This window comes from Komagataeibacter xylinus, assembly GCF_009834365.1.
Taxonomy (GTDB): domain Bacteria; phylum Pseudomonadota; class Alphaproteobacteria; order Acetobacterales; family Acetobacteraceae; genus Komagataeibacter; species Komagataeibacter xylinus_D.
This window is the reverse complement of record NZ_CP041348.1, coordinates 1,139,846-1,157,693: the sequence shown is the minus strand read 5'-3', so window position 1 is coordinate 1,157,693 and position 17,848 is coordinate 1,139,846. Positions and strand designations below refer to the sequence as shown.

General features: G+C 58.9%; 13 protein-coding genes and 1 pseudogene. 4 read left to right on the top strand and 10 right to left on the bottom strand.

Annotated elements, in window-relative coordinates:
- Window positions 1-26: 26 nt before the first annotated feature.
- The 4 genes from FMA36_RS05450 to trpB form a co-directional block, all read right to left on the bottom strand.
- On the bottom strand, window positions 27-1,349 hold the full coding sequence (locus FMA36_RS05450) for a bifunctional folylpolyglutamate synthase/dihydrofolate synthase (RefSeq protein ID WP_159261409.1): 1,323 nt from the start codon (window positions 1,347-1,349) through the stop codon (window positions 27-29).
- A gap of 17 nt (window positions 1,350-1,366) precedes the next feature.
- Window positions 1,367-2,233, bottom strand: a complete 867-nt coding sequence (accD, locus tag FMA36_RS05445; RefSeq protein ID WP_159261408.1) for an acetyl-CoA carboxylase, carboxyltransferase subunit beta — start codon at window positions 2,231-2,233, stop codon at window positions 1,367-1,369.
- A 223-nt stretch (window positions 2,234-2,456) separates the two neighbouring features.
- Window positions 2,457-3,287, bottom strand: coding sequence for a tryptophan synthase subunit alpha (gene trpA, locus FMA36_RS05440; protein WP_159261407.1), 831 nt, complete (start codon window positions 3,285-3,287; stop codon window positions 2,457-2,459).
- Window positions 3,284-4,513, bottom strand: coding sequence for a tryptophan synthase subunit beta (trpB, locus tag FMA36_RS05435; RefSeq protein WP_159261405.1), 1,230 nt, complete (start codon window positions 4,511-4,513; stop codon window positions 3,284-3,286). The genes trpA and trpB overlap by 4 nt, the downstream gene beginning before the upstream one ends.
- A 197-nt stretch (window positions 4,514-4,710) precedes the next feature.
- On the opposite strand from trpB, the gene FMA36_RS05430 reads away from it, so the two are divergent.
- Together FMA36_RS05430 and FMA36_RS05425 are read left to right on the top strand one after the other, a co-directional pair.
- Entirely contained in the window at window positions 4,711-5,676 is a 966-nt protein-coding gene (locus tag FMA36_RS05430; protein ID WP_159261403.1) for a magnesium transporter CorA family protein, read from the top strand.
- Between the two features lie 156 nt (window positions 5,677-5,832).
- Complete coding sequence (locus tag FMA36_RS05425; protein WP_159261401.1) at window positions 5,833-7,140, top strand: outer membrane beta-barrel protein; 1,308 nt, start codon at window positions 5,833-5,835, stop codon at window positions 7,138-7,140.
- A gap of 276 nt (window positions 7,141-7,416) precedes the next feature.
- On the opposite strand, the gene FMA36_RS05420 is transcribed toward FMA36_RS05425, so the two are convergent.
- Together FMA36_RS05420 and FMA36_RS05415 are read right to left on the bottom strand one after the other, a co-directional pair.
- A complete protein-coding gene (locus tag FMA36_RS05420) occupies window positions 7,417-7,983 on the bottom strand; it encodes a helix-turn-helix domain-containing protein (RefSeq protein WP_159261399.1) in 567 nt (188 codons plus the stop codon).
- A 53-nt stretch (window positions 7,984-8,036) separates the two neighbouring features.
- The gene (locus FMA36_RS05415; RefSeq protein ID WP_159261397.1) at window positions 8,037-9,788 is read right to left on the bottom strand and encodes a Hint domain-containing protein; all 1,752 of its coding nucleotides are present in this window, start codon (window positions 9,786-9,788) and stop codon (window positions 8,037-8,039) included.
- A gap of 176 nt (window positions 9,789-9,964) precedes the next feature.
- Here FMA36_RS05415 and FMA36_RS19875 point away from each other — a divergent pair.
- A pseudogene (locus FMA36_RS19875) lies at window positions 9,965-10,221 on the top strand (outer membrane beta-barrel protein); the annotation flags it as partial.
- Between the two features lie 96 nt (window positions 10,222-10,317).
- On the opposite strand, the gene FMA36_RS05410 reads toward FMA36_RS19875, so the two are convergent.
- The 3 genes from FMA36_RS05410 to FMA36_RS05400 are packed head-to-tail and all read right to left on the bottom strand — an operon-like array spanning window position 10,318 to window position 15,083.
- Entirely contained in the window at window positions 10,318-12,402 is a 2,085-nt protein-coding gene (locus FMA36_RS05410) for a hypothetical protein (protein ID WP_159261395.1), read from the bottom strand.
- 41 nt (window positions 12,403-12,443) lie between these two features.
- Window positions 12,444-13,907 (bottom strand): discoidin domain-containing protein, encoded by a 1,464-nt coding sequence (locus FMA36_RS05405; protein WP_159261393.1) that lies wholly within the window; start codon window positions 13,905-13,907, stop codon window positions 12,444-12,446.
- A gap of 45 nt (window positions 13,908-13,952) precedes the next feature.
- Entirely contained in the window at window positions 13,953-15,083 is a 1,131-nt protein-coding gene (locus FMA36_RS05400) for a glycosyltransferase family 61 protein (protein ID WP_159261391.1), read from the bottom strand.
- Window positions 15,084-15,395: 312 nt separating this feature from the next.
- Between FMA36_RS05400 and rho the strand changes: the two genes are divergently transcribed.
- Window positions 15,396-16,706 (top strand): transcription termination factor Rho, encoded by a 1,311-nt coding sequence (gene rho, locus FMA36_RS05395; RefSeq protein WP_159261390.1) that lies wholly within the window; start codon window positions 15,396-15,398, stop codon window positions 16,704-16,706.
- Window positions 16,707-16,868: 162 nt separating this feature from the next.
- Here rho and FMA36_RS05390 read toward each other — a convergent pair whose 3' ends face one another.
- A complete protein-coding gene (locus FMA36_RS05390) occupies window positions 16,869-17,840 on the bottom strand; it encodes a quinone oxidoreductase family protein (protein ID WP_159261388.1) in 972 nt (323 codons plus the stop codon).
- Window positions 17,841-17,848: the final 8 nt, after the last annotated feature.

Sequence of the window (17,848 nt, the reverse complement as noted above, 5' to 3'; positions counted from 1 at the left end):
GCTTCACCCAAAACGTTTATCCGTTTTCAGTCCGGTTGCCAGCCATCGTGCTGTAGCGCAACACCGGCTAGGTACAGGCTGCCGCATATGATCACGCGGGCCGGGGGGGCGTCAGGGCCTGCCTCAGCCGCAAGATGGCGCAGGGCGGCATGCAGGGTCGGGCCCGCAGTCGCACGACCGTCGGATGCGGCCACGATATCGGCCACGGGCTGGGCCAGATGCTGGCCTTCTTCCGCCACGGCCTGAATGGAAGCGGCACGCGGCAGCAGCGGGGCGAGGAAGCCGGTGGCATCCTTGGTCTGCTTCATGCCAATGACCAGATGGGTGGGCCGGTCCGCCCACTCATCCATAACCTGCGCCAGAACGTGGCCTGCGCCGGGGTTGTGGCCCCCGTCAAGCCATAGCTCCCACCGTGCAGGCAGAAGGGCTGCCAGATGGCCCGACAGGCGCTGCATGCGCGCAGGCCAGCGTGCCTGCGCAATGCCTGCCCAGCCTTGGGCAGATACGGGCAGGGCGCCCGCGCGCAGGGTGGCGATGGCAAGGCCTGCATTATCGATCTGGTGGGCGCCACGCAGGCCGGGCAGGGGCAGCTCCAGCGTGCCATGCACGTCGCGGTAGCGCAGGCCCGTGCCCTGGGCCGTGGGGTCAATGAACCATTCATGGTCGCGCCGCCATAGCGGGGCTGCCTGAGCCTGCGCGGTGCGGACAAGGACGTCCATCACCTCGGCTGGCTGGCGGCCCGTGGCGACTGGCACGCCGTGCTTGATGATGCCCGCCTTCTCACCCGCGATGGCACCTAGCGTATCGCCCAGAAAGGCCTCGTGGTCCATCGAGATGGCGGTAATGGCGCAGGAAGCCGGGCGCTGTATCACGTTGGTGGCGTCAAACCGGCCACCCAGCCCCACTTCCACAATGGTCAGGTCCGCCGGGTGGCGGGCGCAGAGCATGAAGCCTGCCGCCGTCAGCACCTCGAACACGGTAATGGGCGCGCCTGCGTTGACCTGTTCGATCTCTTCAAGCACGGCGGCGAGTTCGTGCTCGCTCACGATCTGGCCCGCAATGCGGAAGCGCTCGGTCACATGCACGAGGTGGGGCGAGGTGAGCACATGCACGCGCCACCCCGCAGCCTCGGCCACGGCGCGCATGAAGGCGCAGGTGCTGCCCTTGCCATTGGTGCCCGCCACATGCACGACGGGCGGCATGTGGCGCTCGGGGTGGCCAAGGCGGCCAAGCAGCGTTTCAAGCCGGGTAAGCGACAGGTCGATCAGGGCCGGATACAGCCGGTTCAGCCGTTCCAGTATCTGCCCTGTGCGGCCCACGAATTCCGGCCCGAGGGCAGGCGCTTTCATGTGCGGGGTTCCGTCAGCTACGCGGCGCGGGGAGCGATGTGGCGGTAGTTGAGCTGTGCGACCAGGCGGCCAAGCACCTCGCGCAGGTCGCCGCGCTTGACCACCATGTCGAGCATGCCATGCTCAAGCAGGTATTCCGCGCGCTGGAAGCCTTCGGGCAGCTTCTCGCGCACCGTATCCTCGATCACGCGCTGGCCCGCGAAGCCGATCAGCGCATTGGGCTCGGCAATCTGCACGTCGCCGAGCATGGCGAACGAGGCGGACACGCCACCCGTGGTCGGGTTGGTCAGCACCACGAAGTAGGGCAGGCCTGCTTCCTTGAGCATCTGCACGGCCACCGTGGTGCGCGGCATCTGCATCAGGCTGATCATGCCCTCCTGCATGCGTGCGCCGCCTGATGCGGTGAACACGATCAGCGGTGACTGCTGCAAAATGGCCAGGCGGGCGGCGGCGAGGAATGCCTCGCCAAGCGCTGCCCCCATGGTGCCTGCAATGAACTCGAACGCCATCACGGCCACGACCGCATTATGGCCGCCGATCTGGCCATGGGCCACGGCCATCGATTCCTCAAGGTGGGACTTGGCGCGCTCGTCCTTCAGCCGGTCGGTATAGCGCTTGCGATCACGGAAGGAGAGCGGGTCAACCGGTACCTTGGGCAGTTCGATGCGGGTGTATTCCCCGTTATCGAACGTCCATTCCAGCCGCTCGGGCACGGTGGCACGCATGTGGTGGCCGCAATGCGGGCACACGTTCAGCGCCTTGCGCAGGTCCTTGGTCAGGATCATCTGCTCGCATGATTCGCAGTTGGTCCACAGGTTGTCCGGCACTTCCCGCTTGAGCAGGCCGCGGATCTTGGGGCGCACATATTCGGTCAGCCAGCTCATGTTGCCTCTCCCTTAAGCTTTCTGGAGGCCTGTTCCATACAGGCAGATGAACGATTGGGCCAGATTGTCATTGCAGGGGGCGTTCCGCAAAATCACCTGTGAAACGGCCCGCAAACTGTAAAAAGTTTTTGGTGAAACTCTTAACAAAAAGCTTCAGAAGAATGCTGCCTTTTTGAAAAAAGGCCACACCCGAAAACTTCTGTTTTTTATCAATGGATTACTTTTAGGTGGTCTTGCTTACGGCATGCACGGCATCGGCCAGCCCCCGCAACTGGTCCAGCACGGCAGGCACGGTTGTGGCTGTTGCCTTTCCATCCGCATCAAGCGAGCCCTCAAGCGTGTTGAGCAGGGCCGAGGCCACCACGGCGGCATCGGCCACGCTTACGGCATTGGCCGCGAGTTCGGGCGTACGGATGCCAAAGCCGATGGCAATCGGCAGGTCTGTCGCCTTGCGCAGGCGCGGCAGGGCCTGGGCCAGTTCATTGGTGCTGGCGGTGCGCGTGCCGGTCACGCCGGTAATGCTGACATAATACACGAAGCCCGACGCGCCATTGAATACGACAGGCAGGCGCTCGTCAGGCGTGGTGGGGGCGACGAGGCGGATGATGTCAAGCCCGCTGGCTGCCGCCGGGCCTGCCAGCAGGTCGGCTTCCTCCGGTGGCATGTCGACCACGATCAGCCCGTCCACGCCCGCGGCTTTTGCATCCGTGCAGAAACGTTCGGCGCCGTAGGCCTCGATAGGGTTTGTGTAACCCATGAGGATGATCGGCGTCTCGTCATCGCCTTCGCGGAAGGCCCGCACCATTTCCAGCACGCGCTTCATGGTCGAGCCGCCCTTCAGGCCGCGCAGGGCGGCCTTCTGGATGGTCGGGCCATCGGCTGACGGGTCGGAAAAGGGCACGCCCACCTCGATCAGGTCGGCACCGGCAGCAGGCATGCCGCGCAGGATGGCGAGCGCGGTATCGTAATCGGGGTCGCAGGCCTCGACATAGGGGATGAGGGCGCCACGGCCCTGCGCGCGCAGGGTGGCGAAGCGGCGGGCGATGCGGCTCACAGTTTCACTCCCAGATGTTCGGCCACGGTGAAGATGTCCTTGTCTCCCCGACCGGAAATGTTGATCACGATGATCTGGTCCCTGCCCATGGTGGGCGCGAGCTTTGCGGCATAGGCGATGGCGTGGGCACTTTCCAGCGCGGGGATGATGCCCTCGGTGCGGGTGCAGAGCTGGAAGGCGTCGAGCGCCTCCTGGTCGGTCGCCCCGACATATTCCGCCCGCCCAATGTCGCTGAGCCAGGAATGCTCGGGGCCGACGCCGGGGTAGTCGAGGCCCGCGCTGATGGAATGCGCCTCGGTGATCTGCCCGTCCTCATCCTGCAACAGGTAGGTGCGGTTGCCATGCAGCACGCCGGGTCTGCCGCGCTCGATGGAGGCGGCGGTGCGCCCGCTGTCCAGCCCGCAGCCTGCCGCCTCGACGCCGATCAGCTTCACCTCGGGGTCATCGAGGAAGGGGTGGAAGATACCCATGGCGTTTGACCCGCCACCAATGGCCGCCACGATGGCGTCAGGCAGGCGGCCTTCGGCTTCCATGATCTGTTCTTTGGTTTCCACGCCGATGATGGACTGGAAGTCACGCACCATCTGCGGGTAGGGGTGGGGGCCTGCCACGGTGCCAACCAGGAAGTAGGTGTCATGCACGTTGGTCACCCAGTCGCGCATGGCTTCGTTCATGGCATCCTTGAGCGTGCCGGCGCCTGCCGTGACGGGAACCACTTCAGCGCCAAGCAGCCGCATGCGGAACACGTTGGGCTTCTGCCGCTCGACATCGGTAGCGCCCATGTAGATGGCGCATTTCATGCCGAACAGCGCGCACACGGTGGCGGTGGCCACGCCGTGCTGGCCCGCGCCCGTCTCGGCCACGATGCGCGTGCGGCCCATGCGGCGGGCAAGCAGGATCTGGCCCATGACATTGTTGAGCTTGTGGGAGCCGGTGTGGTTCAGCTCCTCGCGCTTCATGTAGATTCTGGCACCACCGAGCTGCTCGGTCATGCGGCGGGCAAGCCAGAGCGGGCTGGGACGGCCGACGTAATCCTTGAGGTAATAATCCAGCTCACGGTGGAATTCGGGGTCGGCCTGGGCGGCCGTGTAGGCGGCGTCCAGCTCCAGCAGGAGCGGCATCAGGGTCTCGGCCACGAAACGGCCCCCAAAAATGCCGAAACGGCCGCGCCCGTCCGGCCCGCTGCGCAGGCTGTTGGCGCCTGCCTGTGTGTCTGTTGCGCTCAACTTCGCTACTCCGCAAGAATAGGTGCGTGGCTCAAGGATTTCGTCATGCAGCCGTCCCGGGCTGGCATATCATGCGGTTCTGGACTGGATGGCGGCAAAATACCAGCCCCCCGCGGGCCGGAGGGGCATGTCACGATTTGACATGTTTGCCCCGGCATGATGGATGAACAACGACGCGAACCAATGAAAGACAGCCCATGTTTCTAGCGCATCGCCCCGGCGCCCCGGCCCGTACCGTGACTGCGGCGGCGGATGTGGCCGACGCAGCATGGCTGGACCTGCTTGACCCCACCACGGATGAGGAAGCCCTCGCCGCCGAACTGACCGGCCTGCGCATTCCTACCCGCGCCCAGCTTGACGAGATCGAGAGTTCATCGCGCCTGTTCATGGAAGGGAATGCCGTCTATCTCTCCACGCCGCTGGTGCGCAAGACGCCGGATGACTTTTTCGTCTCCCCTGTGGGGTTCGTGCTCATGCATGACCGGATCCTGACCATCCGCTATACCGGCTTCAGCGCGTTTGACGTGGTGGCCCGGCAGGTGGCGGGGCAGGATGCGCCGCTCAGCGCCAACGAGGCGGGGATCATGCTGCTTGAGGCCATCGTGGACCGGCTGGCTGATATCCTTGAGCATCTGGGCCAGTCGCTTGATGGCATGTCCAAGGATGTCTTTCAGTCCGAGGCCCCGAGCCAGGCGCAGGCGGCCAACCTGCTGCGTAACATGCTGCGCCGGGTGGGGCGGTCGGGCGACCTGAGTTCATCCGTGCGCGACAGCCTGCTGGGGCTTGAGCGGATCTCGATCTTTCTGGGCGAGAACAAGCGCCATGACCTGAGCGAGCGGCTGCAGGCGCGGTTGGGCACGGTGGGGCGTGATATCCGTTCGCTCAACGATTTTGTTTCACAGACCGCCAACAAGGTGCAGTTCCTGCTTGATGCGACGCTGGGCTTTATCAGCATCGAGCAGAATAACGGCATGAAGATCCTGACCGTGGTCAGCTTTATTGGCGTGGCGCCCACGCTGGTGGCCGGTATTTATGGCATGAACTTTCACGATATACCGGAACTGAACTGGAAATACGGCTACTGGTATTCTCTGGCCCTGATGGCGGCCACCGTCGTGCTGCCGCTTCTGTGGTTCTGGCGGCGAGGATGGCTGGGAAAGTAAGGATATATCTTATACGGTATTGTTATAATATCGAATTATTTCAACAATTTAGGTTCCAGACCGGCGAAAAATAAAATAAAAGAAATTTCATGATTGCCGGACACGGGCGCATAGGCCCTGGCGCTGTCCGCAGATGCCGGAGGGGAACAGCCTGTCATGAAATCACACCACCGGGTTTGGGGCCTTCTGGTGGTCGCCTGCCTTTTTACCGGCGTTTCGGGCAAGGCGCGGGCGCAGGTAAAGGTCTTTTCCGGGCTGGGGCATGACACGGGTTTCACGCGCTGGCTCGGCGGCGTGACCCTGACGGGCCAGATCGAGGGCGGCATCATGGCCAACCCAGCCCGCCCCCAGCCCGGCTATAATTTTGGTGATTTCTTTGCCGACCACGCCAATCAGGTGCAACTGAACCAGGCGGAATTCACACTCGCCAAAGCCATTGATTCCACCCGCAATACCTATCAGGTCGGTTTTACGCTTGAAGGGATGTACGGCTCGGATGCCCGCTACTACCAGTTGCTTGGCGTGAGTGACCGGGAATGGAATGCGCGTTACCAGCTTATTCCGGCACAGGCGCATATGGATGTGCACCTGCCCTGGGTCACCAGAGGCGGGTTAGACATGCAGGCGGGCATATTGCAGGCCCCGATGGGGGTGGAGGGGCTGGACCCCACCTCGCGCCCTTTCTACACGCTGGCCTATACATCTGAATATTCGGTGCCGTTCCAGCATATCGGGGCCATGTTCAACTGGCATGTGACGCCGATGGTCGATGTGACATTCGGGATCGATACCGGCAACCAGACATCCTTTGGCCGCTCAGACAACAACAACGCGCCCGCAGGCTATTTTGGCTTCAACCTGAACAATCTTGCCCACGGCAAGCTCCGGATCGTGGAACTGAGTCGGGTCGGGCCGGAAAATGCCTGGCGTGACATCGGGCATTATGAAGCCGATCACACCCAGCGTTTCTGGAACGATGTCAGCGCTTATTATCAGGTCAACAAACGGCTGAGCCTCACGGCGGAGTTCAATTACCTGCATGATGAAGGCACGCGTGGCATGGGCGCGCGCGGGCAGTTTGCAGGCGTGGATGCGGAGAGCTTCATCAGCTTCCTGAGTTACCGCATCAACCGCGCCCTGACCTTCAATTATCGTGGCGAGATCTATCGCGACAACAACAACGCCATGGTCGCGACCTTCCGGGGCAACAATTCCTACATGGAGGCCCTTGCAGGCACGGGGGGCGAGGTGGTGCCGGGGCCGCAGGCCTCAAGTCACGGCACCACCTATGGGGAAATGACGCTGGGACTGAGCTACCGCCCGCAGATTGGCCACCATGTGCGCGTGTTCATGCTGCGGCCTGAAATCCGCTTTGACCGGGCGCTCAATGGCACCACGCCGTTCAATGGCGGGCGCAATAATGGCATGTTCACCTTTGGCGGGGATGCAGTCATCGGGTTTTAAGTTGAAACCTGAAAAAATATAATTTATTTATATAAATAATAAGTAAATATATTACATAATTTTTAAAAATAGAATCATGTAATATATTTGAAATAAAAAAGTTTTTGGTGAAGCTTTTTCCAAAAAGCTTCAAAGAACGCCGCCCCTTTCCAAACAGGTTCTTGATTATTCTGGCACCGTATGACCGGACAGCCAGCAAAAAGCGTGCGGCAGGTTCTGGTGCGGGCAGGCCAGACATGTTTCAGCCTGGCCTTTTACAATACCCCTTAAAGACTATCATTGCTTCTTATAAAGCATTTCCATGCGTTTGATGGCCTGGAGCCTGTCATCTATGGAAAGGGCTCTGTAGAGATTTATGATATTTTTTTCGTCTTTTGTAATGGACATCTGCGTTTTTTCGCTGCTCTGCCCATTGAGAAAGACTTCCTCGCTGATACCAAAAATCTTCGCGATACGGGGCACATGTTTGCTGATCATGCTGGGGCGCCCCGTTTCCCAAAAACCAACGGCGGCACGGGAGACACCAAGCATGTCTGCCAGATCCTGCTGGCTCAGCCCCGCCGCCTTGCGCAGGAGCTGAATCCGCTGCCCGATTTCACGCGATGGGGAAAACCCGTGGATACTGGCAGCACTCAGCCCATCATTGGACACGGCCTGACTTTGCTGGATCCATTTACGAAATCCCGTGATCGTCGTGGTCTGATAGGTCAGGAAACGGCGCTTTAAGGTCTGTTTGTGAAACGAGACCTCGGTTGCCCCCACTTCATCAATACCGCGTATTTCGCGGCGGGGGGGCGCGCCGGTCCAGATCTGTCCGGCTTTGAGGGTAAAGGGTGTATCCATGCTTTTTAAGACCTGTCGGTCCCTGCACCCGCTCAGGGCGCAGGGAGGATTTCTCAGGCTGTCAGGGACTGCGGCTGCGGAGCGGCGCTGATGACATAGGGGCCGCCAGTAAGGATTTCGAGGCAGAGCAGCCCCATGAGCGTGGGGTGACGGGCGCCGAGATGTATGCTGGCCTGTCCGTCTGTCCAGCGGCAGGGAACATTTTCGGGCGCGTACCAGCCATCATACCAGCCTTCGGGCGCGTCACTGGAAAGATGGGTGGTAATGGGGCGTGCTACGCTGCCTTCGAACAGTTTGATATCCTTGATCAGAACGCCAAGCTGGCGGCGGTCATCAATGTAGGGGCCGATCGTGTCTGATGGGCGGCTGGTCCGGGACATGATGCGTACGCTCTCCACCCCGGGCGGGATCATGAAGAAGGCAAATCCGTTTGCCTCGCGCATTTTATGGATGATGGTGCCAGATGGCGTCATCAGGTGCAGGTCGGCCTCGTCTGTCATGGTCGTGGCCTGTGGGCAGGATTCGTGCCCTGCCGCAGCGGCACGGGCCGCGATCTGGCGGAACAGCGGCTCGACAAAGCCCGGCGACACATCAAGCGGTGCGGCGGCATCCGCCCATGTCAGGTTGCGGCTGCCACTGAGTAAAACGACATTGTCTTTCTGCCGGAAGGCACGGCGGTTGCCGGTATCAAGATAGCTTTCGGTCAGCATGCCATCAGCGATGATGACCGCGTGTTCCTGCGTTTCAATATGGTAGTAATCGTAGGATGTGATCGTGCGATCATAGAAAATGGACGTGTGATTGACGAGCATGCGGGCGGGCACGAACCTGCCCTCGAAATACAGGCAGTGCTCCGCCGTAATCAGCATGTCCTTGTAAGGCACGCCCTCGCTTATGGCATCTTTGAGAATGCGGACCGGGTAACCCGCTTCATCATCGGGCAGTTCGGGGCGAACCAAAGCATGCGCCCTGCCTGCCCATGTGATGGCGCGGGGCTGTGGCGTGTCATTCACCATGGTGAGGATGGTGTCGCCCGCACACAGGTCTTCAACGGCGATGTCAGCATCCGGGGTGCGGATCATGGAGCCGGCGAGGAAACAGACCAGCACCGTGCCTGTGCCATCGGCATCGGCTACGGTGGAGACATAACCGGCAGCCTGCGGGTCGGTGTCCTGATACTGCCCCTGGAGCGACAGCGTATCCCCGTTGGAGAAGGTGAGGGTAGACGTGCCAAACAGGCCATCATAGCTGATGCCGGTAACGGTTGCGGGGACGCCATCATTCTCCACGATAATGGAATCACCACTGCCGAAATTATTGATGGATACGCCAGACAGCAGCGCAATGCCGGTACTGGAACCGGCAAGGTTGAGCGCGCCGCCACCGCTGCCAAAATTGATGGTGGCACCCGCCAGGGCCGAAATAATGCCAGACCCGTTGAATGTGCCGCCATTGGTCAGATTGATTGTTACCCCGCTTGCGGCGTTCAGCAGCCCGCCAGCCAGGGCGATCGTGCCGCCGTTTGCATCGAGGGTGGTTGTGGTCAGCGCGTTTACGGCACTGGCGCTTACCGTCACAACCGTATTCTTTTCGGCCGTGACGGTATAAGCGGCAGTGGCGGTTACGGGCAGGTCAAGCAGCCCGGCCAGGTTGATGGTCGCATCGACGGGCTGGCCATCAGGAGAAGAGACGGTCATCTCCCCGGATGCCAGAAGGCCGAGCAGGCCACCAGGATCCAGAGTATATGAGCCACTTTTGGTCACGGTGTTGCCTGTTCCGTAGTAAACACCAAGAATCTCGCTCATGTGCATGCTCCTGAATTTGGATGCCTGGACTATATATTTCTGAATTTTCAGGATATGCGGCAATATATAATATTTAATTAAAGAACTTATTATGATTTCTTTTTGCAAACATCATATGAATGCAGTCTGAAAAGTCGGGCTTGAGGGCGGATGGAGGTGGCCGCTCATGTCATGCCATGGGTGCGACTTTTTGGGCTAACAATTGCTGCATGGAGGCCCTTGCAGACCTCAAGCCACGGCGCCCCCTATGGAGAAACGACGCAAGGGCTGAACTGGATGCCCCCATGCCTTCATGCCCCATGTGCGCATGTTTGTGCTGCGACCTTGAATCCGCTTTGATGGCGCCCTTAATGCTACCACGCCGTTCAATGGCGGGCGAAATAACGGCATGTTCACCTTTGGCGGCGATGTCGTGATCGGGTTCTGGATTTAGGTGCTGTTTTTAAAACCAGAAACTTCTTTATGACTACGCGAAGTCGCCTGTTTGAACAGGCAGCTTCCTGAAGTTGTATTGTTTTTTGTCAGTGTATTATTTTGAGACCTGCTGTAGGGGAGGCCCCAGCACCAAGGGGTACCAGTGACCGTGTTCGGAAATGACAGGCGTGCCGGTATCGACGTTATTCAGTAATGTGCCGTCTTGCTGGCGGGGCAGCGCCAGGATACGGGCCTGTGTCATGTCCAGCAGGTGCAGGGGCGTATTGATGTTGATTGCCGTGACACCGCCATCGGCACTCGCGGTTGCGGGGAATGTCAGGACGGGCGTGCTGCCTATTTTCCCCTTCTGGTCCGTTCCCACCATTTCCAGGCCATTCTGCCCCATGACCAGATCCGTCTGGTTGGGCATGATGCGGCTGTGGCCAATGGTCAGTCCGGTGGGATAGGCGTGGTCGTGCCGTGCCAGCGTCGCGTCCGCTCCCGTGGCGAGATGGGTACGCCCTGCCGTGACGAAGGACTGGTCATCGGCAAAGGAGGCTGTCCTGTGGTTCCTGATGCGGATGTCCAGGCTGCCTGCATCCTTTCCGTCCGGAGTAACATGACTGTCGGCTACAATGACATGCTGGTTCTTGCCATCCTGCGTGCCGTCGCCTGAAAAATCGATTGGATCGCCCTGTCGGAGCCGGATGGCGGCCGCCCTGTCATCAATCAGGTGTTCGGCTGTCAGGTCGATGAAAGCGTTACGGATGCGGGCATTGGTGGCAATACCCTCATCAAAGGCAGACAGCATGGCGGGATCACTGGAACTGACAATCCATATGGCCTTGGAAATGACGCCATCATACCCGTATTGCCATTTCCATCGCACCGTGCCGTCTGGATGGATGCCTGCGATGGACCATGTGCTGGTTGGGTCGTTGCTCTGGCCTGTCACGCCGTCATTCACGGCAATCCAGAGCTGATGGTTACCCTGGATGATGCTGCCTGCGCTGATCCGCCTGCCGGGGCTCCAGCGTGGCCATGAATTAGTGGTGTTGCCACCCAGCCATACCAGATGCCGACCGCCCTGCGTCGGGTCCCACAGGGCGGCTGTCGTGTCGTCTCCATTAACCTGAACATCGTTTTCCAGCCCGGTATAGGACAGGACTGTATCGGGCTGTCGGGCTGAAAAATCATATCCGGCAAGGGAAAGCGCCCAGTCGGAACCGGCGCCATGCTTCATGGTGGAAATACCCGCACCCTGCACCTGGCTTGCGTTGGTGTCGGTCCCGTAATCCTGTGTGGTGATTTCCAGGCCATTGAGCGATGCCTTTGCGCCGGGCTCCTGCACCACATTCATGCCCAGCATGGCGACGGACTGGGCCATGGAGCCGCCGTCACCCGTGGGCACTCGCGGCAGGACGGCTTCATTTTCCATCTGCATGTAGATACCGGGCGCCGTGCCGGTATCGTTTTTCTTGCGCTTGCTGAAGGAGAGAGTGCCGTTGGCCCGGCTTTCATGCAGGTCATCGGGGGTGCGCAGCGTGGTAGGGGTGCCTTTGGTGGTCAGCGGCTGTCCTTCATAGACCCAGTTGCTGTTCTGTCCGGCCGGGCAGTCGCGGGCAGGGAACAGGGCCTCCCCATTCGCACGGGCTGGAATGATGAAACCCTGCCTTACGTGAATGACCGACCCGCAATGCGATGCAATGAAATGATCCAGGCGGCGCGCGTCCTCTTCCCTGCCATCGGCATAGAGATAGTCCTGAACAACATTCGTGTTCCCCAGCACGGCGGCCAGTGTGCGCGAGAGCGCCGTGTCATCCATTTTTACGCGTGCGCCTGAAATATCACCCACCAGGGGTGCCGTGACATGACCATTGGCATCGAGTTGCGCGTAACCGTTTGCCCTGTTGCCTTCCGATTGCTGCACGGAACCGTCAGCCATGCGGGCAATCTGTGCCAGTGTCGCGGGGGAGCCATCGGCATATGCGCCCGCAATGGGTGTGTTCAGGCCAGGCGATGGAGCGCCTGATATTGGCGTGCTGTCATCTTTATACCGGGGTAATGTATGGTTCGCCTGCCGTGTGGTCTGGGCATGGATGAGCGTTGGCAAAAACGACGCAGAAAAAGCAATCATTCCCATGAAATAGAGGGCACTGATGCCACGGGGGGATTGCGCTTTCTTTCTGTCAATCTGCATGACGGTAAGTCATCCGTTTTTATGGCGTCATTGCGGTGTTATTATTTTTCGTAAATATAGACTTTATCCAGGTGCAGGTAACCGTGAGCGCCAATCTGTATTTTCACATACCGCGCATGGGTCTCTTTATGCAGGGGAAGGACCAGCGCCCTGCCGTCGATGCCGCCGATGTATTCAGTGGAATTATGATAGTAGACGCATTTGTAATGATGGCGGTCACGTGAAACATAGACCTGCATTTCATCCGCACGGCGTGGCACGGCATCATCATGCAGGCGCGGGAGAATACGGTTGAATATCCTGATTTCCGCAATATTGACATCGCGGCCCAGATCAACCTCCCACCATGGATCCTGCTCGCTTTCCGTATGGAAACTGAAATTGCCATTGGGCAGCCCGGTCAGGGCGCGTGAGGCGTCATCCTGTTCCGTCGTGCCATGTGACCATGGGGAGCGCGAACTCTGGGTCGCAGTTGCATCATGGCTGACAAGCCGACCTGCTGGCGCAGGCAGGTCTATGTAACTAAGCGGCACTTCCGGCTTGCTGGTATAGTCCAGGTATTCAAGGCCGGTAAAATTACCCAGTTCCTGCCGCTTGTGGTTGTTCCCCAGATTGGAAAAGGCGAATTTCCGGCGCAGGTCCATATAAAGGCGCTGCAGGGAAGAATGCGCATCAAAAATGTTCCGGATCAGGCCTTTGCCTGTCAGGTCCGTGATGTTGTCCCGTACGAAGCGGGGATAGGTTTCATCAATCGGCACATAATGCACCAGTTCATCTGCTGACCAGATCTTGATGCCGATATCAAGCACCTGCTGCAGGCGTTCATCATCACGCATCATCGCGGGCCAGTAATCATCAGCATGGGCATAGGCCCGCAACTTGGCCTTTACGGCGTCAAATCCCCCCATGAAAGTAAAATGCCATCCGGCATCGTCAATGGTCTGGCACGGAATGTTTCCTTCACGCGTCAGGCGAGGCATGTGGAAACGGGCAAATGTCAGGCTGCTGCCTTTTTCCTCGCAGGCGATGGCAAGGCGAGGGATATATTTTTTTCTTATGGCATAAGGGGCCTGCCAGTCAGGTGCGATGAGCATATTCAGGAAATACTGGTAGATGTTCATGCGGTAATGCGTAACGCCATCAAATGCCAGGGCTTTTTCTATCGCTGGCACGCGCAGGATTTCATCGACATCTGACATGATGATCAGGTCATCATCATCTGCATCCTCTATGCCATTGAGCAGATACTGCCTTTGATAGAAATCCCGCATGCTGGTGCTGATGCCATCGGGAAATTCTTCGATGCACATGTATTTTATCTTATCAAGGAAAGGCGCAAACCTTTCCCTGTTATTGAAAAAGATGGTCTCTTTTTTTTGCCCTGTAAAAGTATACGCAGATTCGCACAGTACAAACTGATCTACTGTATCGTAAAGTTCATGGAGCCTGATTTCCAGGAGATCGAGTTCATTAAAGAAAAGGAAGCAGTCATAAATTCGGGGCATTGCAACAGGGCTTTCTGCTCAGATCCGGTACGTTCGCATGCCTGTTTACAGGGCTTCGAGCTGATCTAGCGCCTGGGTGATGTTGGTGCTGTTCGTACCAAGTTCATCGCCATCGACATTCAGGTAACGGTTGCCCAGCGCGTTGCTGAACAGGAAGTAGGCCGGACGAAAGCCATTTTTCGGCCCGTCGATCTGACGGTTTATTTCCATTACCCTGAGCCTGCTGTTGCCGAACAGGATATTGGTCAGCCCTGCCCCATGCGGTGAGACGATACTTTTTGCATTCTGGATACAGGCCATCTGTGTCAGCAGGTCGTGGCCTTCAAAATGAACCTTGGTGTAGCCCCGCTGTGCCAGTTCGCGTTCCAGTATGTTCAGTGATGCGGGCGGGATACGTTCCTGAGCGTTGCCCCGACGGGCAAGGTAGATGTTTTTGGGCGTGTTCGTGGCAGGTGGTATGAACTTCTGCATTGCCTCGAAAATATCATAGAATTTCCGGTTGAAGATGACATGCAGCGGATCCATCGGAAACAGCAGGAAAAAGTGGATCTTGCGGGCGGAATACAGCCCCGATCTCAGTGGAACGATATTGTTGCGCAGTCCGCTGAAGTGGATGGACTGGTTGTAGACATCCCGGCTGTAGCCCGGCAGGGTTTCGTCATTGTCGATGTTATGGGCCGGTGCTGCGATCTGGACATCGGGGCCGAGAATGTCCTTGGCCATGGCGCCCTGGGCAATGACGAATGTCAGCCAGTGGAAATAGTTTTTCCATGCGCCATCGAAGCTTACGAAGATTTCATCGAAATGATGCTGAACGGGAAGATCGATGGCATAATTGTTGACCCGGCCAATATTGGTATTTTTTATCAGCAGGTTTGTATTGGGAATGGGTTGGTTGTCATCATTCAGGATCAGGCCGTCCATGCCATGCCCGACAAGGAATTTGCCGTTGCGGATGGTGCACAGGTTCGTGCTCAGGGAAGGCGTAAAAAAGGATCCGTTTTCTGCAAAGGCATTATAACGCCGGATGCCTGTCTGGAGATTCTCGGAGCTTGCTCCCTTCCATGGTGGGGGAGGCATAATGATCTTCTGGGGAATTTGCCGGGAAATTTCGCGGTATTCCTCGACGGTCCGCAGCCACGACATGTCAAAAAAAGGCTTGATGGAAATTTTCATCCTACGGCTCCGGCAAAAATGGCGTGCCGCACGGTAGATGTGAATGATTAATGTAACGTATCCATCATGCCTGCAGCACATGAAACCGGCCAGAAAGGTGAGCAGGGACTTGACATGTGGCGTATGAAAGCATATTAGAGATGGCAATTACAGCAGGTGCTTTCAGTGCCGCTGGAATTCCCACCTATCAGTCAAGCAGCATCAACCGTTTCATCCGAACATGGTCAGGCCCCTTTCATGGCGCGCCTTTGTCCCTCTGATTGCTGACTTTTCTTTCCCTCCGTGAACTGCCCACTTATAGGCACATCCTGCATGCAACTCGCCGAACTCAAGGCCAAAACTCCAGCAGATCTTCTGGCTTATGCTGAAAGTCTGAATATTGAAAACGCATCATCTCTTCGCAAGCAGGAGCTGATGTTCACGATCCTCAAGACCCTGGCCGATAATGACCAGGCCATCTATGGGGACGGCACGCTTGAAATCCTGTCCGATGGATTTGGCTTCCTCCGCTCGCCCGAGGCCAATTACCTGCCGGGGCCGGATGATATCTACATCTCCCCCAGCCAGGTCCGTCGCTTCGGCCTGCGCACCGGTGATACGGTGGAAGGCCAGATCCGCGCCCCGCGTGATGGGGAGCGTTATTTCGCGCTGCTCAAGGTCAACGCCATCAATTTCGAGCCGCCCGAGGCGGTGCGCCAGCGTATCAACTTCGACAACCTGACCCCGCTCTACCCCGAGCGGCGGCTGAAGATGGAAGTCGAGAACTCGGCCGTTGGCGGCGCTGAAGCACCAGTGCCCCCCGGCAAGGGGAAGGGCAAGACCCCGAACCGCGATTTCACCTCCCGCGTGATCGATCTTGTCTCGCCCATCGGCATGGGGCAGCGCGCGCTGATCGTGGCCCCCCCGCGCACCGGTAAGACCGTGATGCTGCAGAGCATCGCCTCCTCCATTTCCGCCAACCATCCTGAAGTCTTCCTCATCGTGCTGCTGATTGACGAGCGGCCCGAGGAAGTGACCGACATGGCGCGTTCCGTGCGCGGTGAAGTGGTGTCCTCCACCTTTGACGAGCCCGCCACCCGCCACGTGCAGGTAACGGAAATGGTGCTCGAGAAGGCCAAGCGCCTTGTCGAGCACAAGCGCGATGTGGTGATCCTGCTTGATTCCATCACGCGTCTGGCCCGTGCCTACAACACGGTCGTGCCTTCATCGGGCAAGGTGCTGACCGGTGGTGTGGACGCCAATGCGCTGCAGCGTCCCAAGCGCTTCTTCGGTGCGGCCCGTAACATCGAGGAAGGGGGGTCGCTGACCATCATCGCCACTGCCCTGATCGATACCGGCAGCCGCATGGACGAGGTCATCTTTGAAGAGTTCAAGGGCACCGGCAACTCGGAACTGATCCTTGACCGCAAGCTCGCCGACAAGCGTACCTTCCCCGCGATCGACATCACCAAGAGTGGCACGCGTAAGGAAGAACTGCTCGTTGACCGTGCTGATCTTGCCAAGATGTGGGTGCTGCGCCGTATCCTTGCGCCGATGGGCACGATGGATGCGATGGATTTCCTGCTCGACAAGCTGAAATACAGCAAAACCAACCACGACTTCTTCGATGCGATGAATACCTGATCGCATCAGAGATAAGTGCCAGAGCAGAAACCCCGGCCTTGCAGCCGGGGTTTTTTATTGCCTGAAAATCAAAAGTTTTTGGTGAAGCTTTTTTCAAAAAGCTTCGAAAAACGCCGCCTTTTTCCAAAAAGGCGGCACCCAAAAACTTTTATCTGTTTTCATTCAGGGCAGCAGGATGGTGCTGCCGGTAGTCTTGCGCGATTCCAGCGCAATATGCGCCTGTGCCGCGTCCTTCAGCGCAAAGGACTGGCCGATGCGTGGCGTCAGCACGCCTTTTTCCACCAGAGCAAACAGTTCACGTGCCGCATGCTCAAGGGCTGCGCGCTTGGCGATATAGGTCATGAGCAGGGGGCGCGTGAGGTACAGGCTGCCGTGACTTGCCAGCGTGCCCACATCCACTCCGGTCACGGCTCCTGAGGCATTGCCGTAGCTGACCATCAGCCCCCGTGGCCGGAGGCAGGACAGGCTGGTCTCGAACGTCGCCTTGCCGATGCTGTCATACACGACCGGCAGCATGCGGCCTTCGGTCAGCGCGCGGACCTGTTCGGTCACGTTCTCCGTGCCGATGATGACATCTGCCGCGCCATTGGCCTTGGCCAGCGCGGCTTTTTCGGGGGTGGAGACCACGTCGATCACGCGCGCGCCCAGATGCCGCGCCCACTGGCACATGAGCAGCCCTACGCCGCCTGCCGCCGCATAGACCAGAATATCATCGCCCGGCTGCACACGGTACACCTCGCGCAGCAGCATGTGCACGCTCAGGCCGCGCAGCATCATGGCGGCAGCTGTCTGGGCCGTGATATCAGGCGGCAGCACCACGACCCGGTCCGCCGCAATGGTGCGCAGGGTGGCGTATCCACCCGGTGTGGCGGGGTAGGCCACCCGCATGCCAGCCTGCAGGTTTGACACGCCTTCACCCACCGCCGTGATGGTGCCAGCCCCCTCCATGCCGGGGATGGCGGGCAGGGCAGGGAATTTGTACAGCCCGCTGCGGAAATAGGTATCAATGAAATTGACGCCGATCGCCTCCTGCCGCAGCACGATCTCGCCGGGGCCAGGCGTGGGGACGGGCAGCGTTTCCACACGGAGGACATCCGGCCCCCCATAGTCATGCACGCGGATGACGGTATTCATGATCGTGG